General features: G+C 75.9%; 18 protein-coding genes and 1 tRNA gene. 7 read left to right on the top strand and 12 right to left on the bottom strand.

The annotated features are described in order from the left end of the window. Nucleotides 1-244 precede the first annotated feature (244 nt). From ACI8AK_RS20140 to ACI8AK_RS20115, 6 genes are all read right to left on the bottom strand, one after another. Nucleotides 245-1657, bottom strand: coding sequence for an acyl-CoA carboxylase subunit beta (locus ACI8AK_RS20140; RefSeq protein ID WP_387984852.1), 1413 nt, complete (start codon nt 1655-1657; stop codon nt 245-247). Nucleotides 1658-1717: 60 nt separating this feature from the next. Continuing rightward, nucleotides 1718-2956 carry a beta-ketoacyl-[acyl-carrier-protein] synthase family protein gene (locus ACI8AK_RS20135; RefSeq protein ID WP_387984850.1) on the bottom strand — a complete coding sequence of 413 codons (1239 nt, stop codon included), beginning with the start codon at nt 2954-2956 and terminating at the stop codon, nt 1718-1720. A gap of 50 nt (nt 2957-3006) precedes the next feature. Further along, entirely contained in the window at nt 3007-3246 is a 240-nt protein-coding gene (locus ACI8AK_RS20130) for an acyl carrier protein (protein ID WP_387984847.1), read from the bottom strand. A gap of 77 nt (nt 3247-3323) precedes the next feature. Next, nucleotides 3324-4289, bottom strand: a complete 966-nt coding sequence (locus ACI8AK_RS20125; protein WP_456957704.1) for a beta-ketoacyl-ACP synthase III — start codon at nt 4287-4289, stop codon at nt 3324-3326. Next, a complete protein-coding gene (locus tag ACI8AK_RS20120; RefSeq protein ID WP_456902679.1) occupies nt 4286-5488 on the bottom strand; it encodes an acyltransferase domain-containing protein in 1203 nt (400 codons plus the stop codon). The genes ACI8AK_RS20125 and ACI8AK_RS20120 overlap by 4 nt, the downstream gene beginning before the upstream one ends. Nucleotides 5489-5651: 163 nt before the next feature. Continuing rightward, nucleotides 5652-6830 carry a PucR family transcriptional regulator gene (locus tag ACI8AK_RS20115; protein ID WP_387984840.1) on the bottom strand — a complete coding sequence of 393 codons (1179 nt, stop codon included), beginning with the start codon at nt 6828-6830 and terminating at the stop codon, nt 5652-5654. A 44-nt stretch (nt 6831-6874) separates the two neighbouring features. Between ACI8AK_RS20115 and ACI8AK_RS20110 the strand changes: the two genes are divergently transcribed. The 3 genes from ACI8AK_RS20110 (at nt 6875) to ACI8AK_RS20100 (ending at nt 9986) form a co-directional block, all read left to right on the top strand. Further along, the gene (locus tag ACI8AK_RS20110) at nt 6875-7564 is read left to right on the top strand and encodes a phosphatase PAP2 family protein (protein WP_456902680.1); all 690 of its coding nucleotides are present in this window, start codon (nt 6875-6877) and stop codon (nt 7562-7564) included. Beyond that, nucleotides 7561-8046 carry a pirin family protein gene (locus tag ACI8AK_RS20105; protein ID WP_456902681.1) on the top strand — a complete coding sequence of 162 codons (486 nt, stop codon included), beginning with the start codon at nt 7561-7563 and terminating at the stop codon, nt 8044-8046. The genes ACI8AK_RS20110 and ACI8AK_RS20105 overlap by 4 nt, the downstream gene beginning before the upstream one ends. A 539-nt stretch (nt 8047-8585) precedes the next feature. Beyond that, entirely contained in the window at nt 8586-9986 is a 1401-nt protein-coding gene (locus ACI8AK_RS20100) for a GH1 family beta-glucosidase (protein WP_456957702.1), read from the top strand. 188 nt (nt 9987-10174) lie between these two features. On the opposite strand, the gene ACI8AK_RS20095 is transcribed toward ACI8AK_RS20100, so the two are convergent. Together ACI8AK_RS20095 and aceE are read right to left on the bottom strand one after the other, a co-directional pair. Beyond that, a complete protein-coding gene (locus tag ACI8AK_RS20095) occupies nt 10175-11095 on the bottom strand; it encodes an FAD-dependent oxidoreductase (RefSeq protein WP_456957700.1) in 921 nt (306 codons plus the stop codon). Between the two features lie 93 nt (nt 11096-11188). Further along, nucleotides 11189-13987 (bottom strand): pyruvate dehydrogenase (acetyl-transferring), homodimeric type, encoded by a 2799-nt coding sequence (gene aceE, locus ACI8AK_RS20090; RefSeq protein WP_387984825.1) that lies wholly within the window; start codon nt 13985-13987, stop codon nt 11189-11191. Nucleotides 13988-14303: 316 nt separating this feature from the next. Between aceE and ACI8AK_RS20085 the strand changes: the two genes are divergently transcribed. From ACI8AK_RS20085 to ACI8AK_RS20075, 3 genes are all read left to right on the top strand, one after another. Further along, nucleotides 14304-14729, top strand: coding sequence for a DUF3052 domain-containing protein (locus ACI8AK_RS20085; protein ID WP_387984824.1), 426 nt, complete (start codon nt 14304-14306; stop codon nt 14727-14729). 49 nt (nt 14730-14778) lie between these two features. Next, nucleotides 14779-15240, top strand: a complete 462-nt coding sequence (locus ACI8AK_RS20080; protein WP_456902684.1) for a peroxiredoxin — start codon at nt 14779-14781, stop codon at nt 15238-15240. Between the two features lie 49 nt (nt 15241-15289). Further along, nucleotides 15290-15361 (top strand) — tRNA-Val (locus ACI8AK_RS20075). Nucleotides 15362-15554: 193 nt separating this feature from the next. Here the strand turns inward: ACI8AK_RS20075 and ACI8AK_RS20070 are convergent. Next, entirely contained in the window at nt 15555-16355 is an 801-nt protein-coding gene (locus ACI8AK_RS20070) for an esterase/lipase family protein (protein ID WP_387984819.1), read from the bottom strand. A gap of 224 nt (nt 16356-16579) precedes the next feature. Between ACI8AK_RS20070 and ACI8AK_RS20065 the strand changes: the two genes are divergently transcribed. Next, a complete protein-coding gene (locus ACI8AK_RS20065; RefSeq protein WP_456957698.1) occupies nt 16580-17488 on the top strand; it encodes an alpha/beta fold hydrolase in 909 nt (302 codons plus the stop codon). Here ACI8AK_RS20065 and ACI8AK_RS20060 read toward each other — a convergent pair. The 3 genes from ACI8AK_RS20060 to ACI8AK_RS20050 are packed head-to-tail and all read right to left on the bottom strand — an operon-like array spanning nt 17463 to nt 24247. Continuing rightward, a complete protein-coding gene (locus tag ACI8AK_RS20060; protein WP_387984814.1) occupies nt 17463-18995 on the bottom strand; it encodes a long-chain-fatty-acid--CoA ligase in 1533 nt (510 codons plus the stop codon). The two genes, ACI8AK_RS20065 and ACI8AK_RS20060, sit on opposite strands and share 26 nt — an antisense overlap. Before the next feature lie 60 nt (nt 18996-19055). Beyond that, nucleotides 19056-22010 carry a wax ester/triacylglycerol synthase family O-acyltransferase gene (locus tag ACI8AK_RS20055; RefSeq protein WP_387984812.1) on the bottom strand — a complete coding sequence of 985 codons (2955 nt, stop codon included), beginning with the start codon at nt 22008-22010 and terminating at the stop codon, nt 19056-19058. Next, nucleotides 22007-24247 carry a glycerol-3-phosphate 1-O-acyltransferase gene (locus tag ACI8AK_RS20050; RefSeq protein WP_456957696.1) on the bottom strand — a complete coding sequence of 747 codons (2241 nt, stop codon included), beginning with the start codon at nt 24245-24247 and terminating at the stop codon, nt 22007-22009. Before ACI8AK_RS20050 ends, ACI8AK_RS20055 begins: the two co-directional genes overlap by 4 nt.

Raw genomic sequence — 24247 nt, 5'->3', positions numbered from 1 at the left:
ACAGCACCGGCGTGCACCTGCACCTGGAGGTCCGCGTCGACGGCGCCCCGGTGGACCCGGTGCCCTGGCTGGCCGCGGGGGGGGGGGGGCGGGCCGGCCCCCCCCCCCCCGCCCCCCCCCGCCCCCCCCCCCCCCCCCCCCCCCCCCCCCGCCGCGCGCGCGCGGGCCCCCCGCCTCTCGGCGTCCGGACGGGAACTCGTCCGGTGGGCGGTCGGCCCCGCTGCGCGGGGCAGCGGGGACCTCCTCAGAGCGGGATGTTGCCGTGGGCGCCGCGGCCGGCCGGGGCCGAGGCGAGGGCCTCGACCAGCCGGCGGCGGGTGCGGGAGGGCTCCACCACCTCGTCGACGACGCCGATCTCCAGCGCCCGGTTCACCCCGCCGGCGATCCGCTCGTGCTCGGCGGCCAGCTGCGCGTGCAGGGCCTCGCGCTCGGCCGGCGGCACCGCGGCCAGCTTCTTGCGGTGCAGGATGCCGACGGCGGCCTTGGCGCCCATGACCGCGACCTCGGCGCCGGGCCAGGCGAAGACGGCGGTGGCGCCGAGCGAGCGCGAGTTCATCGCGATGTAGGCCCCGCCGTAGGACTTGCGGGTCACCAGCGTCACCCGCGGCACGACCGCCTCGGCGAAGGCGTGCAGCAGCTTCGCGCCGCGCCGCACCACGCCGTCCCACTCCTGGCCCACGCCGGGCAGGTAGCCGGGGACGTCGACCAGCACCACCAGCGGCACCCCGAAGGCGTCGCACATCCGCACGAAGCGGGCGGCCTTCTCCGCCGACGCGGAGTCCAGGCAGCCGCCCAGGCGCAGCGGGTTGTTGGCGATCACGCCGACCGTCCGACCGCCCAGCCGGCCGAGCGTGGTGACCACGTTCGGCGCCCAGCGCGGGTGCAGCTCCAGCCCGGGCCCGTCGAGCACGGCGGCCACGAGCGGCTTGACGTCGTAGGCCCGCTGCGGCTGCTCGGGCAGCAGGGAGCGCAGGTCGACGTCGGGGGCCTCCGACGCCGGCGCGAAGGAGCCCTGCGCGGCGAACAGGTCCACCGCCTGCCGGGCGGTCTCCAGGGCCGCCGCCTCGGACTCGGTGACCACGTGCACGACGCCGCTGCGCCGGCCGTGGGTGTCCGGGCCGCCGAGGCGCTCCATGTCGACGTCCTCGCCGGTGACCGAGCGGACCACGTCGGGGCCGGTGACGAACACCCGCCCGGCCGGCCCCATGATCACCAGGTCGGTGAGAGCCGGCCCGTACGCGGCGCCGCCGGCAGCCGGGCCGAGGACGACCGACACCTGGGGCACCCGGCCCGAGGCGCGCACCATCGCGGCGAACACCTCGCCGACGGCGTGCAGGGCGGTCACGCCCTCGGCCAGGCGGGCGCCGCCGGAGTGCCAGATGCCGACCACCGGCACGCGCTCGCGCAGCGCGGTGTCGATGGCGTCGACGATGTGCCGGCAGCCGTCGATCCCCATCGCGCCGCCCATCACCGTGGCGTCGGTACAGAAGGCGACGGCGGGGCTGCCGGCCACCGTCCCGCGCGCGGCCATGACGCCCGAGGTGTCGCGGGGGGCGAGCAGGGCCACCGACCCGGCGTCGAAGAAGCGGGCGAGGCGGTCCTCGGGGTCGCGCGGGTCGGGGCTGGGCAGCGTCGGGACGGCGTGGACGGTGGTCACCGGACCTCCAGGGGCGGGCCTTGAGTGCGGGGCCGGCCCGGGGGCCGGGCGGGGAGTGCGCTAGGCGGTCGTGAAGACGAGCGCGATGTTGTGGCCGCCGAAGCCGAACGAGTCGTTGACCGCGGCGGTGAGGGACGCCTGGCGCGGCTCGCGGCGGACGATGTCGAGGGCCTGCACGGCGGCGTCGTCGTCGGGGTCGTCGAGGTTCGCCGTCGCGGGCACGACCTGCTCGCGCAGCGCGAGGATGGTGAACACCGACTCCAGGGCGCCGGCGGCGCCGAGCAGGTGGCCGGTCTGGCTCTTCGTCGCGGTGACCAGCGCGTGGTCGCCCACGGCGCTGCGGATCGCGGCGGCCTCGGCGGTGTCCCCGACCGGGGTCGAGGTGGCGTGCGCGTTGACGTGGCCGACGTCGGCGGGGTCGATGCCGGCGTCGCGCAGCGCGGCGCCGATCGCGCGGGCGGCGCCCTCGCCCTCGGGGTGCGGGGCGACCAGGTCGTAGCCGTCGGCGGTGGCGCCGGCACCGGCGAGCCGGGCGTGCACCCGGGCGCCGCGGGCCCTGGCCGAGCCCGCGCGCTCGAGGACCAGCGCGGCCGCGCCCTCACCGAGCACGAACCCGTCGCGGCCCTTGTCGAACGGGCGCGAGGCGCGCTCGGGCTCGTCGTTGCGGGTGCTCATCGCCCGCATGGCGGCGAACCCGGCCATCGGCAGCGGGTGGACGACGGCCTCGGCGCCGCCGACCAGGACGACGTCGGCGCGGTCGAAGCGCAGCAGGTCCAGGCCCCAGCGGATCGCCTCGGCGCCGGAGGCGCAGGCGCTGACCGGGGCGTGCACGCCGCCGCGGGCGCCGATGGCCAGCCCGACGGCCGCGGCGGGGCCGTTGGGCATGAGCATCGGGATGGTGAAGGGGGAGACCCGCTTGGGGCCCTTCTCCTCCAGGACGTCGTCCTGGCCGAGCAGGGTCAGCGCCCCGCCGATGCCGGTGCCGAAGACGACGGCGATGCGCTCGGGCTCGACCCCGGCGTCGGCGGCACCGGACTCGGCCCAGGCCTGCTCGGCGGCGATGACCGCGACCTGCTGGCTGCGGTCCAGCCGGCGCGCGCGGACCCGGTCGAGCTGCTGGACGGGGTCGGTGGCCAGGGTCGCGGCCAGCTGGGCCGGGAACTCCTTGACCCAGTCGTCGTCGAGGCGGCGGACCCCCGACCGTCCGGCCAGCAGCGCGTCCCAGGTGCTGGCGACGTCGCCACCGAGGGGCGTGGTGGCTCCGAGGCCGGTGACGACGACGTCGTCGTTCGAGCTCATGACGGGTCCTCTCCTGGGGGCGTGCGGGCGCGGGCGGCCGGGGACCCGGCTCAGCCCTGGTTCTTCTGGATGTAGCTGATGGCGTCGCCGACGGTCTTGATGTTGCCGAGCTCGTCGTCGGGGATGGCCACGCCGAATTTGTCCTCGACGGCGGTGGCGATCTCGACCATCGACAGGGAGTCGACGTCGAGGTCCTCGGTGAACGACTTCTCCGGGGTGGCGTCGGCGGGGGCGACCCCGGCGACCTCCTCCAGGATCTCGGCCAGACCTGCCTGGATGTCCTCGCTCACGCGGGGGTCCTCTCTCTCGGTGGGGGCGGGCGCTGCCCGCCGTCGGGCCCGGACGTCCCGGGTGTCTGGGGTGCCGCTCAGGGCAGGACGAGCACCTGGCCGGCGAAGGTGAGACCGGCGCCGTAGCCGAGGACGAGCGCGAGGTCGCCGCTCTTGGCCTCGCCGGACTCCATCAGCGCAGTGAGGGCCAGCGGGATCGACGCCGCGGAGGTGTTGCCGGCCTGGACGATGTCGCGGGCGACGACGGTCTCCTTGCCGAAGCCGAGCCGCCGGGTCATCGACTCGACGATGCGCAGGTTGGCCTGGTGCGGGGCGAACACGTCGATGTCCTCGGGCCCGACGCCGGCGGACTCCATCGCCTGGATGAGGGTGTCGGTGAGCCGGGTGGTCGCCCAGCGGTAGACCGCCTGGCCGGCCATCGAGATGCCCCTGGAGCCGGCGACGATCTCGATCGCGGAGAACTGGTCGCCGTCGCTGCCCCACGCCACCGGGCCGATGCCCGGCTCGTCGGAGGCGCCGACCACGGCCGCGCCGGCGCCGTCGGCGAAGATCACCGCGGTGGAGCGGTCGGTCTGGTCGACGACGTCGGTGAGCCGCTCGACGCCGACCACCAGCGCGTTGCGCGCCGAGCCCGCGCGGATGGCCGCCGAGGCCAGCTCCAGCGCGTAGCAGAAGCCGGCGCACCCGGCGTTGAGGTCGAACGCGCCGGGGCGGGGGATGCCCAGGCGGTGGGCGACCTGCGGGCCGATGCCGGGGATCGGCTCCTTGAGGCTGGCGCTGGCGAGGATCACCAGGTCGACCTCGTCGGGCGCCAGGCCGCTGGCGGCCAGCGCCTTGCCGCCGGCGGCGACGGCCATCTCCTGCAGGGTCTCGTCCTCCGAGGCCCAGCGGCGCTCGGCGATGCCGACGCGGGTCTGGATCCACTCGTCGTTGGTGTCCATCACCTGGGCGAGCTCGTCGTTGGTGACGCGCCGGCGGGGCCGGTAGCCGCCGAGGCCCAGGATGCGCGCCCCGGGGGCGCCCTTCGGCAGTCGGATGCTCACGCGGGGACCTCCGGGTAGAGACGGGCGAGCGGGTCGCCGGCGTCGACGAGGTCGCCGTCCTGGACGAGCCACTCGGCGAGGACGCCGTCGTACCCGGCCGAGACCTTGACCTCCTCGCGGCGGCTGCGCACGCAGCCGAGGGGGGTGCCGGCGGGCAGGTGGGTGCCCTCGGGGACGTCGGCGGGGCTGACCGTGCCGCGGACGGGGGAGACGACGACGCGCCAGTCGGGCTGGTGCTCGGCCTCGGGGCGGCCGCGGGCGGCGTCGATGAGCGCGCGGGCGCGGTCGAGGTCGCCGGGGCCGGCCAGCGCCAGCACCTCGACGTCGGCACCCTTCCACTCGCGCTTGGCCAGGCCCGCCAGCGCGCCCGCCGGCGGCAGCTCGATGGCCGCGGTGACGCCGAGCTCGCGCAGGGTGGCCAGGCACGCGTCGAAGCGCACCGGGCTGGTGACCTGGCTGACCAGGCGGGACAGCGCCTCGGCGCCGGAGTCGACGGCGGCGCCGTCGGCGTTGGACAGCAGCAGCCGGCTCGGGTCGGCCGGGCGCAGGCCGCCGACCAGGCCCTCGAGCTCCTCGCGGGCCGGGCCCATGTAGGAGGTGTGGAACGCGCCGGCCACCGAGAGCGGCACCACCCGTGCCTTCGCCGGCGGCTCCGCCTTGAGCGCGGCCAGCCCGTCGAGCGGCCCGGCGACGACGACCTGGCCGCCGCCGTTGAGGTTGGCCGCGACCAGCCCGTGCCGCTCGAGCGCCTTCTCCAGCTCGTCGGGGTCGGCGCCGAGGACGGCGGACATGCCGGTCGGGGTGAGCCCGCAGGCGCGGGCCATCGCGCGGCCGCGGACGGCGGTCAGCGCGATCGCCGCCTCGACCGACAGCACGCCGGCCAGCGCGGCCGCGGTGAGCTCGCCGACGCTGTGCCCGGCGATGACGACGTCGCGGCCGGTCTGCGGGCTGTGCGCGACCGGGCCGGGCAGGCCGCCGAGCTCGCGGGCGACGAACAGGCTCATCGCGACGACCAGCGGCTGGGTGACCGCGGTGTCGCGGATCGCCTCGGCGTCGCCGGTGGTGCCCAGGGTCAGCAGGTCGGCGTCGGCGATCGCCCCGGCCCAGCGGAAGAAGGACTCGGCGCCGGGGAGCTCCAACCAGGGGGTGAGCATCCCGGGCTTCTGCGCACCCTGCCCGGGTGCGAGGACGGCCAGCACCCCACCACCGTCTCATTGGTCACGGCCCCCCGCGCGCTCGTCCGGCACGAAAGGACACCGCTGCGCTTTGGAGGGTTCCTACAACAGCGGAGCCCGGACGAGCCGTCGCGGTGCCGATCCGTGGTGGACAACACTGCAGGACCCCTTGCGGCCCCGGGCACTGCTAGTGCCAGAGGGAGCGCTCGCCGCCCAGGTCGGCCAGTGCGAGCGCGACCTGGAGCGTCCAGGCGCCGCGCGGGTCGGTGGCCACCTGGCCGGTCACCTCGGCGGCCCGCTTGAGCCGGTACCGGACGGTGTTCGGGTGGACGAACAGCGCCCGCGCGGTGGCCTCCAGGTTGCCGCCGCCGGCCAGCACCGCCCGCACCGTCTCGAGCAGGTCGCCGCCGGCGGTGCGCAGCGGGAGCACCACCCGCTCGGTGAGCGCCGCGCGGGCCAGCGGGTCGCCGTCGAGGGCCCGCTCGGGCAGCAGCGCGTCGGCGGGCACCGGCCGCGGTGCGCCGGGCCAGGCGCGCGCGGCCCGGAGCCCGGCCAGCGCCGCCGCGGCCGACCCGCCGGCCGCGCTGAGCCGGTCGACGACCGGGCCGAGGACCACCGGGCCCGGCCCGAACTCCTCGGTGACCCGCTCGGCCGCCGACCGCAGGTCCTCGGCGCCGCCCAGCACCACCACCAGGTGCTCGGCGTGCACGCCCACGAGCACCTCGCAGCGGTGCGAGCGGGCGGCGCGGCGGACGTCGGCGTGCGTGTCGCCGTCGGCGGGGGCGACCCCGACCAGCACGGCCACCGGGCCGGTGCCGTCCCAGCCGAGCGCGGAGGCGCGGCCGGGCAGCTCCTCGGAGCGCTCGCCGCGGACCAGCGCGTCGACGACCAGCGCCTCCAGTCGCGCGTCCCAGGCGCCGCGGTTCTCGGCGAAGCTCGCGTAGACGTGCGCGGTGGCGAAGGCGACCTCGCGGCTGAACAGCAGCACGGCCAGGCGCAGCGCGTCGGCGTCGCCGGGCTCGGCCACCGACTCGACGTGGTCGTCCATCACCTGGACGGTGAGCTCGACCAGGTCGACGGTCTGCTTGAGCGGCACGGCGCGGACCAGGTCGCGGGGCGCGGCGCCGAACACCTCGCCGGTGAGCCGGGGCGGGCGGTCGGGGGAGCGGCACCACTCGACCAGCGAGGCGATGCCGGCCTGCGCGACGAGCATGACCCACGAGCGCTGGTCGGCGGGCATGGTGCGGAACCAGGGCAGGTCCTCGTCCATGCGGGCGACGGCGCGGGTGGCGATGGCCCCGGAGGCGCGCTCCAGCCGCCGCAGCGTCGCCGCCGTCGGCGGGCGGTCGATCACCCGGTGGGCCACGCGGTCAGCGTGTCACGGCCCGTTGCGTCGGGGAGAGTGGGGGAGTGACCGCCCCGACCACCGCGCCCGCACGGGCCCGCCGCCGGGTGCTCCGCGCGATCGGGGCCGGCCTCGCCGTCCTCGCCCTGCTCGGGACCGGGGTGGCGGCCCGCTTCGGCCCGCAGGTGCGCCTCGACGACGCGGTCAGCCGGGAGCTGTACGCCGGGGACGACCGCTCGGCGCCGGTGAGCGCACTGCTGGAGACGCTCACCACCCCGGGCGTCACCTGGTTCCGCGTGCTGGTGTTCCTGCCGGTGCTGGTCTGGCTGGTCCGCCGCCGGGCGTGGCGCACCGTGCTGTGGGTCGTCGTCGCGGTCACCGCCGTCGGGCCGCTCACCACCGCGCTCAAGGAGCTGGTCGGGCGCGCCCGCCCGGCGTTCGAGAACGGCGGCCTGGTGTACGAGGGGCTGAGCTACCCGAGCGGGCACTCCTCGGGCATCGCCACGCTGGTCACCGTCGCGCTGGTGCTGGCCTGGCCGCGGCTGACCGCGCCCGGCCGCCGCGCCGCCGTCGCCGCGGGGGTCGCGCTCGCGGTGCTGGTCGGGCTGACCCGCGTGTGGCTGGGGGTCCACTACCCGTCCGACGTCGTCGGCGGGCTGTGCCTGGGGACGGCGTGGTCGCTGCTGGTCGCCCTGGTCGCCGGCGGGCTGCCCGGCGGTCCGGCGGCGCTGCCCGGGCGGGACGCCGCGCGGTGACCGGCGTCGAGGGCGCCCCGCTGCTCGAGCCGGGCGACGGCTCGCTCGGCCCGCTGCTGCGGGTCACCGACGACCGGCTGCCGCCCGGCGCCGGCTACGGCGTGCACTTGCACCGCGCGGTCGACGTCGTCGCGGTCGTGCTGGCCGGCTCGCTCACCCACCGGTGGGGCGGGGACGCCCCGCTGGCGGCCGGCGACGTCGGCGTGCTGCGCGCGGGCACCGGGCTGGACCACGACGAGGTCGCCGGACCCGGCGGCGCCCGGGTGCTGCAGGCCTACCTGCGCGCGGCCGACCCGGGCGCGGCCCCGGCGCACGAGGTCGTGCGCGCCCCCGCGGGCTGGGTCGACCTCGGCCGCCCCGACGCCCGGCTGTGGCTGGGGGCGGACGGCCCCGACGTCCCCGACGGCGTCGTGCTGCGCCCCGGCGGCGGGGTCGCCGTCGTGTGGCGCGTCGATGCCGCCCGCCCCGTCTGGGCGACCTGAGCGAGGACCCTCGCGACCTCGGGCGGAGGCGCGCCGCACGAGCCGGGTCGGGCAGACCCGCGCCTCCACCTCCGCGGAGCCCTCGACCTGGCGCAGCAGCAGGTCGGTCATGTGGCGGGTCATCTCGCCCAGCGGCTGGGCGACCGTGGTCACCACCGTCCACGTCACCCACGGCCAGGTCGGGGCGATGACGACGGGCGACCGCGTGGCGGTGCTGCGCGACGGCGCCCTGCAGCAGTGCGGCACCCCGGCGCCCTGCGCGACCGCCCGGCCACCACCTTCGCCGCCGGGTCCATCGGCTCGCCGGCGCGCTGCTGCCGGCGTCGCGGGACCTGCTCGACCGGGCCGCCGCCGGCACCGGGGGGTCACCGTCGGCTTCCGCCCCTGCGGGTCCGCGAGGGCGGCCTGCACGTCCTCGACCCCGTGACGCAGGCGCGCGTCGACCAGCCCCTACCGTCCTCCCGTCGGCGGCGACCGCTGCCGCCGCGCCTCCCCCTGGCCCCGCCCCGCTCACCCCTGCCCTGAGGAGCACCCCTGCCGTGACCACCACCGACACCCACGAGGACGCCCTCGCCGGGCTGACCTTCCCGCCCGACTTCGTGTTCGGCGCCGCGACCGCCTCGTACCAGATCGAGGGCGCCGTGACCGAGGACGGGCGGGGACCGTCGATCTGGGACACCTACAGCCACACGCCCGGCCGCACGTTCGGGGGCCACACCGGCGACGTCGCCGTCGACCACTACCACCGCTACCGCGACGACGTCGCGCTGATGGCGGACCTGGGGCTGTCTGCGTACCGGTTCTCGGTGGCCTGGCCGCGGGTCCTGCCCGAGGGCGGCGGCCGGGTCGAGCAGCGCGGGCTGGACTTCTACCGGCGGCTGGTCGACGAGCTGCTCGCCGTCGGGGTGCAGCCCTGGCTGACCCTGTACCACTGGGACCTGCCGCAGGCGCTGCAGGACCGCGGGGGCTGGGCCGATCGGGACACCGCGGAGCGCTTCGCCGACTACGCCGCGGTCGTCGTCGACGCCCTGGGCGACCGGGTGCGGCACTGGTCGACGCTCAACGAGCCGATGTGCAGCGCGCTGCTCGGCCACGTGTCCGGCGCGCACGCCCCCGGCCTGCAGGACCCGGTCGCCGGCGCCCGCGCCACCCACCACCTGCTGCTCGGGCACGGCCTGGCCGCCGCCCGGCTGCGGGCGGCCGGGGTGACCTCCCTCGGCGTCACGCTGAACTTCACGCCGATGCACCCGGCGACCCAGGACCCCGCCGACGTCGACGCCGCCCGCCGGCTCGACGGCCAGCAGAACCGGATGTTCCTCGAGCCGGTGGTCCACGGCGCCTACCCGGCCGACGTCGTCGCCGACCTCGAGGCCGCCGGCGCCCCGCTGCCGGTGCGCGACGGCGACCTGGAGACCATCGCGGCGCCGCTGGACTGGCTGGGCGTCAACTACTACTTCGAGCAGACCGTGCGGGCCGGCACCCGCCCCGCGGAGGCGCCGCCGACGTCGTTCATCGGCGGCGAGGACGTCGTCGAGCTCGACCCCGAGGGCCCGACGACGACGATGGGGTGGGGGATCAGCCCGCAGGCGTTCACCGACCTGCTGCTGTGGCTCACCGAGCGCGCGCCCGGCCTGCCTCTGGTGGTCACCGAGAACGGCTCGGCCTGGGACGACGAGGTCGACGCCGAGGGCGCGGTGTACGACCCCGAGCGGGTCGACTTCCTGGTCCGCCACCTCGGCGCGATGGCGGCGGCGATGGAGCGCGGGGCCGACGTCCGGGGCTACTTCGCCTGGTCGCTGCTGGACAACTTCGAGTGGGCCCGCGGCTACGCGCAGCGGTTCGGGCTGGTGCACGTCGACTACGCCACCCAGCGGCGCACGGTGAAGGACAGCGGCCGGGCCTACGCCGAGCTGCTGCGCCGGCACCGCGCCGGGGCCTGAGGACCGGGGGCCTGTGCGGGGGTCGCGCACGGGCCCCCGGTCCTACGCCGCGGCCGGGCGGTCGCTGCTCGCCACGGCCGTCGCGCGGGTGGACGGGCTCGGGCGGGTCACGGGCGCCGCGGCCGCCCCTCGGTCCACCGTCCCGGGCACTCGCCCGAGGCGCAGGCCCGGCTGCTCCCGGCCGACGCTCAGACCAGGGAGGCGACGTCGGCCGCGCAGCCCCAGGAGAGGGTGACCCCGGCGCCGCCGTGCCCGTAGCAGGCGACGACCGGCCGCCCGCCGACCTCGAGCCGCTCCAGCCGGACGGTGGGCCGCCCCGGCCGCAGCCCGACCGCCCGCGACAGCACCGGCTGTCCCCGCAGCGCCGGGACGAGCGCGCACGCCCGCTCCAGGATCGCGGCCTCCACCTGCGGGTCGGGGTCGCGGCCCGTGGCCCCCTCCACCGCCGTCCCGCCGACGACGACGTCCCGCCCTCGGGGGACGACGTAGGTCAGCCCGGCCGGGCCGTCCTCGTCCAGCACCCACCCGGGCAGGCCCGGGTCGGCGAGGCGGACCACCTGGCCCTGCACGGGCACGCAGGTGTCGTCGTCGAGGAGGTGCCCGGACCCCAGCCCCGCGGCCACCACGACGACGTCCCCGGCCACCTCGTCGAGCGACCCGACCCGGCCCGGCACGGTCGTCACCCCGGCCGCGGCGCACGCGGCGGCCAGCCAGGGCAGGTACCGGCCGGTGTCGACCACCGGCAGCGTGCAGCGGGTGCCGGCGGGCGCGCCGGGCGGCAGCTCGTCCGGGGACGCGGGACGGACCCCGGGCACCCCCGGCGCCCACCACGGGTCGGGGTCGGGGGTGCGGTGCACGTACGTGCCCGGGCGCAGCGCCACCCCGGTCGCCGGGTCGGCGGCGAGCCGGGTGAGGACCTCCAGCGAGGTGGCGCCCCACCGCAGCACGGCGTCGGCGGGCGCCACCCGGTAGGGGGACCAGATGGCGGCGGCCACCGCGGAGGTGGTCGCCTCCCACGGGTCGGCGGTGAGCAGCCGGACGCGGTGCCCGGCACGGGCGAGCTCCAGCGCGCAGGTCAGCCCGACGACGCCGCCGCCGACGACCGCCACGGTGCGGCGGTCGTCGGCGGCGGTCCTGGACCCGGCCCCCTTGCAGGGTCCCGCCGCGAGCTGGCGAGTGGCGGGGGGCAAGGGGGTCCTCGCTCAGGTCGCCGGGCTCGGGTCGGTCCGCTCCTCGGCCGGCGCGGCCTGCACGTCGCGGATCCGGTACCTCTCCACCGCCTCGCGGACCTTCGACCGGTCCACCTGGCCCCGGTCGGCCAGCGACGCCAGCGTCCGGACGACGATCGACTCGGCGTCGACGTGGAAGTGCCGGCGCAGCGCCGGGCGGGTGTCGGACAGGCCGAACCCGTCGGTGCCCAGGGTGGCCATGCCCCCGGGGACGAACGGCGCGATGAGGTCGGGGACCGACTTCATCCAGTCCGACACCGCCACGACCGGGCCCTCGGCGTCCTGCAGCCGCTGGGTCACGTAGGGCACCTGCGGCTCGTCCTCCGGGTGCAGCAGGTTGTGCTCGCTGACCTCGTCGGCCTGCCGGCGCAGCTCGGTCCACGAGGTCACCGACCACACGTCGGCCGACACGCCCCAGTCCTCGCGCAGCAGCTCCTGCGCCCGCAGCGCCCACGGCACCGCGACGCCGGACGCCAGCACCTGGGCCCGCGGGCCCTCACCGGAGCCCGGCGCGTACAGGTACATGCCGGCGAGCAGGCCCTGGACGTCGAGGCCCTCGGGCTCGGCCGGCTGGTTGTAGGGCTCGTTGTAGACGGTCAGGTAGTACATGACGTCGGGGCTGCGGTGCCCGCCCAGCGGCGCGCCCGGGTCCTCGCCGTACATGCGCAGCAGCGCGTCCCGGGTGATGTGCCCGACCTCGTAGGAGAACGCCGGGTCGTAGGACACGACGGCCGGGTTGGTGTGCGCCAGCAGCAGCGAGTGCCCGTCCTCGTGCTGCAGGCCCTCGCCGTTGAGCGTCGTGCGGCCGGCGGTGGCCCCGAGGACGAAGCCGCGGGTCATCTGGTCGGCGGCGGCCCAGAACGAGTCGCCGGTCCGCTGGAACCCGAACATCGAGTAGAAGATGTAGATCGGGATCATCGGCTCGCCGTGCGTGGCGTACGAGGTGCCGACGGCGGTGAACGACGCCGTGGAGCCGGCCTCGTTGATGCCCTCGTGCAGGATCTGGCCCTGCTCGGACTCCTTGTAGGCCAGCATCAGCTCGCGGTCGACCGAGGTGTAGCGCTGCCCGCCCGGGTTGTAGATCTTCTGCGACGGGAAGAGGCTGTCCATCCCGAAGGTGCGGGCCTCGTCCGGGATGATCGGCACGAACCGCGGGCCGAGCTCCTTGTCCTTGAGCAGCTCCTTGAGCAGGCGGACGAACGCCATCGTCGTCGCCACCTCCTGCTTGCCCGAGCCGCGGCGCAGGACGTCGAGCGCCTTGTCGTCGGGCGCCTTGAGCGGCTTGAACTCCGAGCGCCGCCGCGGGACCGCCCCGCCCAGGGCCCGGCGCCGCTCGAGCATGTACTGCATCTCGTCGGAGTCCGGGTCGGGCTTGTAGTAGGGCGGCAGCGTCTTGTCGAGCGCCTCGTCGGGGATGGGCAGGTAGAGCCGGTCGCGGAAGGCGGCGAGGTCCTCGGCGGTCAGCTTCTTCATCTGGTGCGTGGAGTTGCGGCCCTCGAAGTGGCTGCCCAGCGTCCAGCCCTTGATGGTCTTGGCGAGGATGACCGTCGGCTGGCCCTTGTGCTCCACCGCCGCCTTGAACGCCGCGTAGACCTTGCGGTAGTCGTGCCCGCCCCGGGAGAGGTCCCAGACCTCCTTGTCGCTCATGTGCTCGACGAGCTTGCGGGTGCGCGGGTCGCGGCCGAAGAAGTGCTCGCGCACGAAGGCGCCGTCCTCGGCCTTGTAGGTCTGGTAGTCGCCGTCGGGCGTCTGGTTCATGAGGTTGACCAGCGCGCCGTCGCGGTCGGCGGCCAGCAGCGGGTCCCACTCGCGGCCCCAGATCACCTTGATGACGTTCCAGCCGGCGCCGCGGAAGAAGGACTCCAGCTCCTGGATGACCTTGCCGTTGCCGCGCACCGGGCCGTCGAGCCGCTGGAGGTTGCAGTTGACGACGAAGGTGAGGTTGTCCAGCTCCTCGCGGGCGGCCAGGCCGATCAGGCCCAGTGACTCCGGCTCGTCCATCTCGCCGTCGCCGAGGAACGCCCACACGTGCTGGTCGGAGGTGTCCTTGACGCCGCGGGCGTGCAGGTACCGGTTGAACCGGGCCTGGTAGATCGCGTTCATGGGGCCCAGGCCCATGGAGACGCTGGGGAACTCCCAGAAGTCCGGCATCAGCCGCGGGTGCGGGTAGCTGGACAGGCCGCCGCCGGGGTGGCTGACCTCCTGCCGGAACCCGTCGAGCTGCTGCTCGGTGAGCCGGCCCTCGAGGAACGCGCGGGCGTAGATGCCGGGGGAGGCGTGGCCCTGGAACCAGATCTGGTCGCCGCCGCCGGGGTGGTCCTTGCCGCGGAAGAAGTGGTTGAAGCCCACCTCGTACAGCGACGCGGAGGAGGCGTAGGAGGAGATGTGCCCGCCGACGCCGATGCCCGGCCGCTGCGCGCGGTGCACCATGATCGCGGCGTTCCACCGGATGTAGGCGCGGATGCGCCGCTCGACGTGCTCGTCGCCGGGGAAGTAGGGCTCCCGCTCGGGCGGGATCGTGTTGATGTAGTCGGTGCTGCGGAGGGACGGGACGCCCACCTGCTGCTCACGGCTGCGCTGCAACAACTTGAGCATGAGGTAGCGGGCTCGCCCGCGGCCTGCGTGCTCGACGACGCTGTCGAGCGACTCCACCCACTCCTGGGTCTCGTCGGGGTCGGTGTCGACCAGCTGGCTCGGGAGCCCGTCGGTGATGACCGCGCGGGGCTGTCCGGCGTCGCGGGTGGGGTCTCCACCCTGCTGCGGTGCGCTCATGCCCCCATCGTCGCGCGCCGGGATGGTCCGCGTCACGCAGGACCTCCCGCCCAGCGGTGTGCGCGGCGCCCCGGGCGCGTCGTCGACGACGGCTTGCGCGTGACCAGGCATGCCCTACGCTCCTGCCCACGCGGACCGACGCCGTCGGCACCCGCGCGTCCGGGCACGAGAGGGGTGACATGACCAGGCAGCGGGTGTCCTCCCCGCCGGTCGTGTCCGCCGTCGGCCCCCGTCCACCCCACGCGCCCGTCAGCCGGCGCTCCGTGCCCGCCGGTGCCCCACCGGCGGTTCGTGATCTCTCGGAGGAACAGCAGGGATGAGCGTCGACTCGGGCAGCGCCGGCATGGCGGCCCGGCTGGGCATCAAGCCGGGCATGGTCGTGCAGGAGCTCGGCTGGGACGAGGACGCCGACGAGGACCTGCGCGACTCCATCGTCGAGGTCTCCGGCAGCGAGATGGTCGACGAGGACACCGACGAGGTCGCCGACGTCGTCGTCCTGTGGTGGCGCGAGGACGACGGCGACCTGTTCGACGCCCTCACCGACGCGCTCACCTCGCTCGCCGACGAGGGCGTCGTGTGGCTGCTGGTGCCCAAGTCCGGGCGGCCGGGCCACGTCGAGCCGGGCGACGTCACCGAGGTGGCGCCCACCGCCGGGCTCGCGCAGACCAGCAGCATCTCGGCCGCCAAGGACTGGTCGGGCATCCGCCTGGTCACCCCGAAGGCCGCCCGCAGCAGACGGTGACGCCGTCCCGCCGCGGGGGCGCTCGCGCCCGTGCGGCACGATCGGGCGCATGAGCCTCTCCGTCGGTGACGTCGCGCCCGAGTTCAGCCTCCCCGACCAGGACCGCCAGGTCGTCTCGCTCGCCGAGCTGCGCGGGACGCCGGTCCTCGTCGTCTTCTACCCGTTCGCCTTCTCCGGCATCTGCACCGGCGAGCTGTGCCAGCTCCGTGACGAGCTGACCACCTACACCGACGCCGGCGTGAAGGTCCTGGCGATCAGCACCGACCCGGTGTTCAGCCTCAAGGCGTTCAAGGCGCAGGAGGGCCTGGACTTCCCGCTGCTGTCGGACTTCTGGCCGCACGGCGCCACGGCGAAGGCCTACGGCGTGTTCAACGAGAAGGCGGGCATGGCCCTGCGCGGCACCTTCCTCGTCGACGCCGAGGGGAAGATCGCCTTCGCCGAGGTCAACCAGCCCGGCGACGCGCGCGAGCAGTCCGGCTGGAAGGACGCCGTCGCGGACATCGCGGCCTGAGGCCCGGGTCCGGGACCCACCGCCCGGGGGCACCTACCCTGGGCGGGCGGGGCGCGTAGCTCAGCGGGAGAGCTCTCGCCTTACAAGCGAGCGGTCGCCGGTTCGATCCCGGCCGCGCCCACCTCCGCGCCGTCCGCCGTCCGGCGCATCCCGTCGCCGAGTGGTCGGCTGCCGGGGGCACGGGCGCCGGGAGACCCCGGCACCTGACCGGTCGCGGTCGGCGAAGACGCCCGTCGTCGACCTGCGGCCGTCCCAGGCGTGTGGGGACAGCCGCAGGCCGACGAGCGGCGGTGTCGGGGTGCGGCGCAGCCGCGTCAGGCCGCGGCGGCCGGGCGCAGCGGGACCTCGGGGACGTCGGGGCGCGGGAAGGCCGGGCGCAGGGCCAGCGGCGGGCGGAACGGCCGCCAGGTGCCCTCCCGCTGCGCGAGCCGGTCGGCGACGGCGTAGAGGACCGCCGGGTTGTGGCCCATGCCGAGGTGGCTCGCGTACACGGCGACGTTCTCGGCGTGCGGCGAGAGCCGGTCCAGGCACGCCTTCCAGGCGACGATGCCGTCCTGGTGCGAGTAGATCGACGTCGACGGCACCGCCAGCGGCGTCGCCTCGCTCTCCAGCGGCAGCGTCCGCTTCTCCACGTGCAGGTGCGAGTAGCGCTCGAACACCTTGTGCGCGCGGGTCTGGCTGTCGCGCTGCAGACCGAACGGGCTGCCCAGGGTGATCACCTGGCGTACCGCGTCCGGGGTCTTGCGGGCGAGGTCGCGGGCGAAGATGCCGCCCAGGCTCTGGCCGATGAGGCTGACCGGCCGGCCGTAGCGGTCGCTGAGGTCCTCGATGCGGCGGCTCATGCCCTCCACGCACTCCTGCGTCGGGCCGATGTTGCGACCGAGCCGCCAGCCGTGGACGCGGTAGCCCAGCCGCCGCAGGGTGCGGCGCAGCGTCGCCGTCGACATGTCGTCGGCCATGAGGCCGGGCAGCACCAGGACGGGGTGGCCGTCGCCGGTCGGTAGGCGCGGCATCAGCGGACGGGCCGCCAGGTAGAGGCCGTAGTCGGCCATCGCGCGGCTCACCTCGGTCAGGTACAGCGGCAGACCGGGCCCGTCGTTGGGCTGTCGCGACACGTCGTCCTCCTTGCCGGCGGTCCACACCGCCTCGCCCGGGCCGGTACCCACCATGGAGGACCGGTCACACCTGACTGCGACGACTCGCTGTGTCCAGTGTGGCCCTGATCACACGCGTCGCAGGGGTCCCAGGCGTCCGGCCAGGGCACTTTCCCGTGTCGGAATCACTGGCGGAGGGTGCCCCGGGGCGCCGTCGGCTCGCGCACCAGAGGGGGACCGTCGGGGTGGACGAGGCACCGGGGACGAGCAGGACCGTCGACCTGGGCGGCCCGGTGCACGTCGTGGACTACGGCGGTACCGACGACGGCCCGGCGGTCGTGCTGGTGCACGGGCTGGGCGGGTCGCACGGCAACTGGGACCTGCTCGCGCCGCTGCTGACGCCGTCGGCCCGGGTGTGGGCGCTGGACCTGCCCGGCTTCGGCCGCAGCGAGCCGGGGGAGCGCCGCGCCACCGTGCCGGCCAACGTCGCGGTCCTGCAGCGCTTCCTGCGCGAGGTCGTGGTCGAGCCGGCGGTGCTGGTCGGCAACTCGATGGGCGGGATGGTCTCGCTGTTCACCGCCGCGGCCGCTCCGGACGCGGTGCGGGGCCTGGTGCTGCTCGACCCCGCGCTGCCCGGCGGCCGGCGGCGGCTGGACCCGCTCGTGGCGGGCACCTTCGCCCTGTACGCCCTGCCCGGCCTGGGGGAGCGGTTCCTCGCGCTGCGGCGGGCCCGCTCGACGCCGCTGACCCGGGTGCGGTCGATGCTGCAGCTGGTCGGCGTCGACCCCGACGAGCTGCCCGCCCCCGTCATCGACCGCGCCGTCACGCTGCTCGAGCAGCGCGAGGACGCCGCCGGGATGGACCGCGCCTTCCTCACCGCGGCCCGCTCGCTGCTGGGGATCCTGGCCGACCCGCGCCGCTACCGGTCGGCCATGGCCCGGGTGGCCGCTCCGGTGCTGCTGGTGCACGGCGACCGCGACCGGCTGGTGCCCGTCGACGCCGCGCGCGAGGTGGCGCGGGCGCACCCCGGCTGGCGGTACGAGGAGCTGGCCGGGGTCGGGCACGTGCCGCAGCTGCAGGTGCCCGACCGCCTGGCCGGCCTGGTGCTCTCCTGGATCGGCGAGACCGTCAGCGGCCCCGCAGTTCGGTCTTGAGGACCTTGCCGCTCGGTCCCTTGGGCAGCTCGTCGATGACGACCACCTCCCGCGGGTACTTGTAGGCGGCCAGCCGCTCCTTGCAGAACGCGATCACCTCGTCCGGCTCGGCCGAGGCGCCCGGGCGCAGGCTCACGAAGGCCACGACCTCCTCGCCGAGCCGCTCGTCGGGCCGGCCGACGACGGCGGCCTCCATGACCGCCGGGTGGGCGTGCAGGACCTCCTCGATCTCGCGTGGGTAGACGTTGAACCCGCCGCGGATGACCAGGTCCTTCTTGCGGTCGACGATGAAGAAGAACCCGTCCTCGTCCGCGTAGCCGAGGTCGCCGGTGTGGAACCAGCCACCACGCATGGCCTCGGCGGTGGCCTCCGGGCGCCCGAGGTAGCCCTTCATGACGTTGTGCCCGCGCAGCACGATCTCGCCGACGTTGTCCGGCCCGGGCGGCAGCGGCCGGTCCTCGCCGTCGACGACGCGGACCTCGCAGCCCCACAGCCGCTTGCCGATCGAGGTGACCCGCCGCTCCTCGGCGCTGCGGTTGAACGTCGCCAGCGCGCAGGTCTCCGACAGCCCGTAGCCCTCGAGGATGGTCGCCCCGCCGTAGGCCGCCTCGAAGCCCTTGATGACCTCGCCGGGGATCGACGCGCCACCGGAGACGCACACCCGCAGCCGGGACACGTCGCGGCCGGTGAGGTCGGCGTGCATGAGCGCCACGAACATCGTGGGGACGCCGCAGAACACCGTGACCCGGTGCTCCTCCATCGCGTCGAGCACGGCGCCGACGTCGAAGCGGGGGACAAGGGACAGCGTCGCGCCGGCGCGGATCGCGCAGTTCATGACGCTGGACAGGCCGAAGACGTGGAACAGCGGCAGCACCGCCATGCCGACGTCGTCGTCCCGGTACTGGAAGGTCTCCGCGGCCACCGACGCCGCCATGTACATCTGGAAGTGGGTGAGCTCGGCGCCCTTGGGGCGGCCGGTGGTCCCGCTGGTGTAGATGATCGTGGCGGTGTCGTCCGGGGACATCTGCTCGACGTCGGCCGGGTCGGCGCCGGCACCGGCGGCGACCACCGCGTCGAACGGGGTGGTGTCCGGCGGCGCCTCCGGGCCGCCCGGCGCGGAGACCACGTACACCCGGACGCCGCCGGCCTCGGCCGCGCCCTTGACCGCCTCCTCGGCGAACGCGTCGAAGGTGACGAGCACCTTCGCGCCGCTGTCGGAGAGGTGGTAGCTCACCTCGGGTGCCTTGAGCAGCGGGTTGAGCGGCACGACCGTCATCCCGGCCCGCAGCGCGCCGAAGTAGGCGATCACGAACTGCGGCACGTTGGGCAGCTGCAGCGCGACGCTGTCGCCGCGCTGCAGCCCGGCCTCCCGGAGCCCTGCCGCCACCTGGGCCGACAGCTGGTCGACCTGGCCGTACGTGAGCGTGAGCGGGCCCAGCTGCAGCATCGGCTTGTCGGGGTGGGCGGAGGTGGACTCCCGCAGGATCGTCGCGAGGTTGAAGGTCATGGCCGCTCCCTGGGCTGTGACGCGGGTTACAACCCGGTGCAGTACCGCGGGAGCCCCCGCTCACACCTGCCCGAGCGCCACCACCTCGTCCAGCCCGGCCTGGAGGTCGGCCACCAGGCCCGCCGGGTCGGTGACCGCGGCGCTGTCCAGGTTGACGCCGATGCAGCAGGTGTCCTCGTGCGAGAGCAGCGTGACCATCGCCGCGGTGCCCGGCAGCGGCCCGAACGGGTACATCCGCAGGATCCGCGAGCCGGCGATGTACACCGGGTGCGCCACGCCGGGCATGTTGCTCACCTGGACGTCGTTGGCGCTGGTCAGCCGCCCGGAGACCGCGCCCACGACCGGCGCGGGGAGCCAGTGCAGCGCCGGGCCGAGCAGGTCGTCGGTGACGCCGCCGGCGCTGGTCTCCCGCGCCGAGAGGACGAACTGGCGGATGGTGGCGATCCGCGCGGCCGGGTCGGCCTCGGCCAGCGACGCGGTGAACCGGGCGCCGGTGAACCGGTTGCCGCCCTGGGCGTCGTCGCGGGCGCGCAGGCTGATCGGGATCCCGACGGTCATCGTGGCCAGCGGGGCGCCGGTGCGCTGGTGGTAGCGGCGGAAGCCGCCGACCACCGCGGCGAGGAAGCCGTCGTTGAGGCTCCCGCCGGCCGCCTTCGCGCCCCGCTTGAGGTCGGCGAGCGGCACCTCGAGCACCTCGAACCGCCAGTCGCCGCCGCGGGCGGCGAGCGCGGGGGAGCTGCCGCGCGGCGGCGCGAGGGTCTTCGTCGCCGCGCGGGCGGCGTCGAGCGCCTGCGCCGCCACCTCCCGCGGGTGGCGCAGGGTGCCCAGCGCCTCCACGCCGCGGCGCAGCGCGGCCAGCGGCACCGACCGCGCCGTCCCGACCAGCTGCTCGGTCAGCGCACCGACGCGGGAGACCTCGCCGGGCACCGGGGCCGGCGGCTCGGGGCGGGCGGGGTCGCGGTCGGGGCTGCGGCGGTGCAGCAGGCCCATGAGCTGGACGGCGCCCAGCCCGTCGGTGGTGCTGTGGTGGGTCTTCACGACGTAGGCGGCGCGGCCCTCGGCCAGGCCCTCGACCAGCAGCACCTCCCACAGCGGCCGGTCGCGGTCCAGCGGCGCGGAGGCGAACTCCCCGACGACGTCGAGCAGCTGCCGCGTCGAGCCCGGCTCCTCCAGCCGCACCCGGCGCACGTGCCGGCCGAGGTCGAGGTCGTCCACGGTCGCCCAGCGGGGCGCGCCGACGCCCAGCGCGGGCTCGACCACCTTCTGGCGCATCCGCGGCACCATGCGCGAGGCCCACTCGTGCGCGCCGAGGAAGCGGTCCCAGTCCGGCGCGGTCTCGAGCACCTCGAGCAGCGTGACGTTGGCGCGCAGCCGCGGGTCGGCCGCCTCGGCGCGCCACATCGCCGTCTCGATGGGGTTCATCTCCGGCGAGGTGCCCCAGTCCAGCGGCGCGGCCGGGACCGCGGGAGCGGGCGCGCCGTCCTCGGCGGTGGGCGACTCGGCCACCACCGGCCGCCGGGTGCGCCCGGACCAGTTGGCCAGCGTGGCCAGGAAGGAGTCGCGCACCTCGGTCACGTGCCGGTCGAGGTCCTCGACCGTCCAGTCGCTCGTGTCGACCGGGGGCAGCACCCGCACCTGCACGGTGCCGGGGGAGACCGTCGTCGCGCCGCGCCACATGAGCTCGCCGGCGTTGCGGATGACCACCGGGACGATCGGCACGCCGGCCTGCATCGCGACGTGGAAGGCACCCTTCTTGAACGGGCCCAGCGTCGGGGTGGCCGAGCGGGTGCCCTCGGGGGCGACGACCAGCGAGATGCCCTCCTTGAGCCGCTGCACGGCCGGCTCCAGCGCGCGGCGGGCCTGGGCGGGGTCGCCGCGGTCGACGAAGGCGACGTCGGCCAGCCGGAACGCCAGCCCGAAGCCCGGCGTCCGCGCCAGCTCCTTCTTGGCCACGCCGGTGAAGCCACCGCGCAGCAGCTTCGCGAGGATGAGGACGTCGAGCTGGCTCTGGTGGTTGAACAGGAAGACCGCGGGCCGGGTGGCCAGGTGCTCGGCGCCCTGGACGTCGAGCCGGACGCCGGCCAGCGCGCTGCCGAGTTCACCCGCGAGGGTGAGGCCGAGGTCGACCGCCTCCCGCCGCGAGCCGCCCAGCGCGCCGACCGCCAGGCCCGTGGCGAAGCCGCCGAACATGCCCCCGACGCCGGCCAGCGTCCGGGCGACGTCGGCCGGGGAGGTGCTCCCGCGGCGCTTGAAGCGGGCGACCGGCCACGAGTAGTGCCGGGCCGCGGCGGTCAGCCCCTTGCCCGGGTTGAGCGCGCGGGCGCGGCCGACGGTGCGCAGGAAGGGGACGTCCTCGTCGCCGTTGGAGTAGGCGTAGCTCTGCAGCAGGTCGATGCCGTGCTCCTCGGCGAACGCGCGCACGGCCGCGGCCTTGCCCGCCCGCCACAGCAGCGGGCCGCCCGGGCGGCCGGTGCAGACGCCGTCGACGATCTCGACGGGGGAGACCAGCACGTGCTCCACGCCCATCGCGCGGGCGGCCGGCTCCACCTGGAACCGGGTCGCCGACGAGGCCAGGACCACCGTGTGCCCTGCCTGCAGGTGGGCGGTGACCAGGCGCCAGGCCTCGGGGTACAGCGAGCCCGCGATGCCCTGGACGAACAGCCGCTCGCCGAGCTCGGCCAGCTCGTCCTCGCTGCGGCCGGCCCAGGCGCGCATGCCGGCGACGGTGAACCGCTCGAAGTCCTCCTCGGTGGTGACCCCGCGCAGACCGGTGAGCAGCAGCTGGCCGAGGTCGGTCGGGGTGACGTGCAGCGAGCGCAGGTGGTGGCGGGCGAAGGCGGCCAGCGAGTAGCCGTCGATCACCGTCCCGTCGAAGTCGAAGAACGCCCCGACCCGCGGACCGGGCGGCGCCGCCTCGACGTCGGCGATCAGCTGGTCCTCGGTCCAGACGTTGCTCCGGGCCATGGCGGCCGCCTGCTCGCGCAGCCCGCCCCCCGTCGACGTCTCGGCCGTCACGGTTCCACCCCCACGCTCTCCCGCCGCGCCGCGGCGTCCAACTCGTCGATCACCACTACTCGGCCGACGACGTCCCGGACTTGAGCGGCCCACTCCTGCCGCCGGCGGGCCAGGTCGTCCCGGCCGGGGTCGACCAGGTCCAGGTTGGCGGCCAGCCGCAGCGCCCCGGCGAACAGCTCGCGGGACAGCGACTCGGGCCCGTGCAGCCGGCCCTGCAGCAGCATCTGCTGGCCCACGCCGGAGCACTCGGCGAGGAACTCCGGCTCGGTGACCGGCGTCCGCGGGTCGCGGGCGGCCAGCCGCTCGGCGACGACGAGCTGCGCGTCGACGAAGGACCGCAGCACCCGGTGGGCCACCAGCAGGTCGGCGCGGCAGAGGACGTCGCGGCCGTCGGCGGTCTCCCACCCCGGGTCCAGCCGCTCGAGCTCGCCGGCCAGCCGGTCGCGGTAGGCGTCGCGCTCGGGGAAGAAGAACTCGAACTTGAGCTGGTCGCGCAGCCGGTAGGCCTCGTCCCAGCGGTCGGCCGGGTCGCGCAGCATCACCAGCTCGGCGATCGCCCGGTCCACGAAGTGGTGGATCGCGTTGTTGCGGTAGAAGGCGGCGACCAGGTGCTGCCCGCGTCCGATCGCGTAGACCGGCTCCTCGCCGCCCTCGTAGGCGGTCACCACGCCCTGCCCGGCCAGCGCGCCGAGCACCCGCCGCACGCCGCGCGGCGTCTGCAGGGCGGCGCCGGAGTGCGGCAGGTCCCGCTCGGTGAGGTAGCGCAGCAGCGGCTCGAGCACCCGCTGCACCTGCGCCAGCGTCAGCGCCCGGTCCCGCACGCCGAGCAGGGCGAGGGTGACCAGCGCCGTCGCCGTCGCCGGGGTGACGTCGTTGATGCCGACGGCGACCTGGAAGGCCACCTTCTGCAGGCTCAGCCGGCGGGAGCCGGGGTCGGCCGGGTCGGCGCCGCGCAGCGCCGCGGCCAGCGACAGCGGCTCCGCGAAGCCGACGTGCACCGTGCCCAGCGGCGTGCGCACCTGCTCGCGGATGTAGGACGCCATCCACGACAGGCCCTCGCCGCGCTTGGCGGCGCCGCCCTGCTCGGCGGCCATCCCCGACACCTCGCGGAGCTGGTCGTAGGTGATGGACACCGGGACGAGGTAGACGTCCTCCACCCGCTTGCGCTCCACGGCGTCGGCGACGAAGCCGAGCAGCCCGTGCCGCGGGGGACGCAGCTTGCCGGTGCGGGAGCGGCCGCCCTCCATGTACCACTCGAGGTTGAACCGCTTGGCCAGCAGGAACGCCAGGTACTCGCGGACGGCGGTCTTGTAGACCTGGTCGTCGCCGAAGCTGCGCCGGATGAAGATCAGCCCGGCCCGCTTGGCGATCGACCCGACCGGCCAGAACCGCAGGTTCTCCCCGCCGAGCACGTGGTTGCGCGGGAAGTCGTGCTGCGCCAGCACGTCGGCGAGGACCAGCGGGTCGACGTAGGAGCGGTGGCTGGGCAGGAACACCAGCGGGTGCGTCCGGTTGAGCTCGCGCAGGTCGGTGAGCCGCGCGGTGTCGGCCTGCACGTCCCAGGCGCGGGCGTGCACCGGCCGCAGCAGCCCGGTGAACACCTCGACGGCGGCCGGGTCCATCGCCGCGACGAGCTCGTCGAGGTCGGCGGCGGCCTCGGCGGCCACCTCCTCCTCGGGCCGCTCCAGCCGCTCGGCCAGCGCGGCGACCTCCGCGCGCCACTCGGGGCTGTGCCGGATCGCCTCGGCGACGTGCCGGGGCACCTTGGCCCGGTCGCCGACCACCTGCCGCTCGGCCCGGTCCAGCGCCAGCGCCGCCTGGTGCGCGACGAACGCGGCGAGGCTGCCGGTGCCGTCCCACCGCCCGGTCAGCTCGCCCACGGTGGCGGGCTCGGCGACGACGACCCGCGCCCGGTCCGGGTCGCGGCGCACCGCGGCCGCCTGCAGCGGGGCCGGCGGGCGGCGCAGCAGCGAGGGGCGGGCCGCCGACCACCGCCCGCGCCGGCCGGGCCCGCGGCGGGTCACCTCGGCGCCGCCGAGCGGCGTCCACGCCACCCGGGTCGCGGTCACCACGGTGGCGGGGTCGGCGTCGGCCAGCGGTCCGACCAGCGCCGCGCCGCTCAGCGGCAGGACCGTCCCGCCCGGGGGCAGCGCCTCGGTCACCATCCGCCGCTCGACCTCGCTCGCGGCGTCGACCAGCACGATGCGGGGGACGTCGTCGTCCGCTCCGGGGGTCAT

The organism is Geodermatophilus sp. SYSU D00867, from assembly GCF_054050315.1.
Note: the sequence above shows the minus strand (reverse complement) of the source record. Positions and strands in the feature narration are given on the sequence as shown.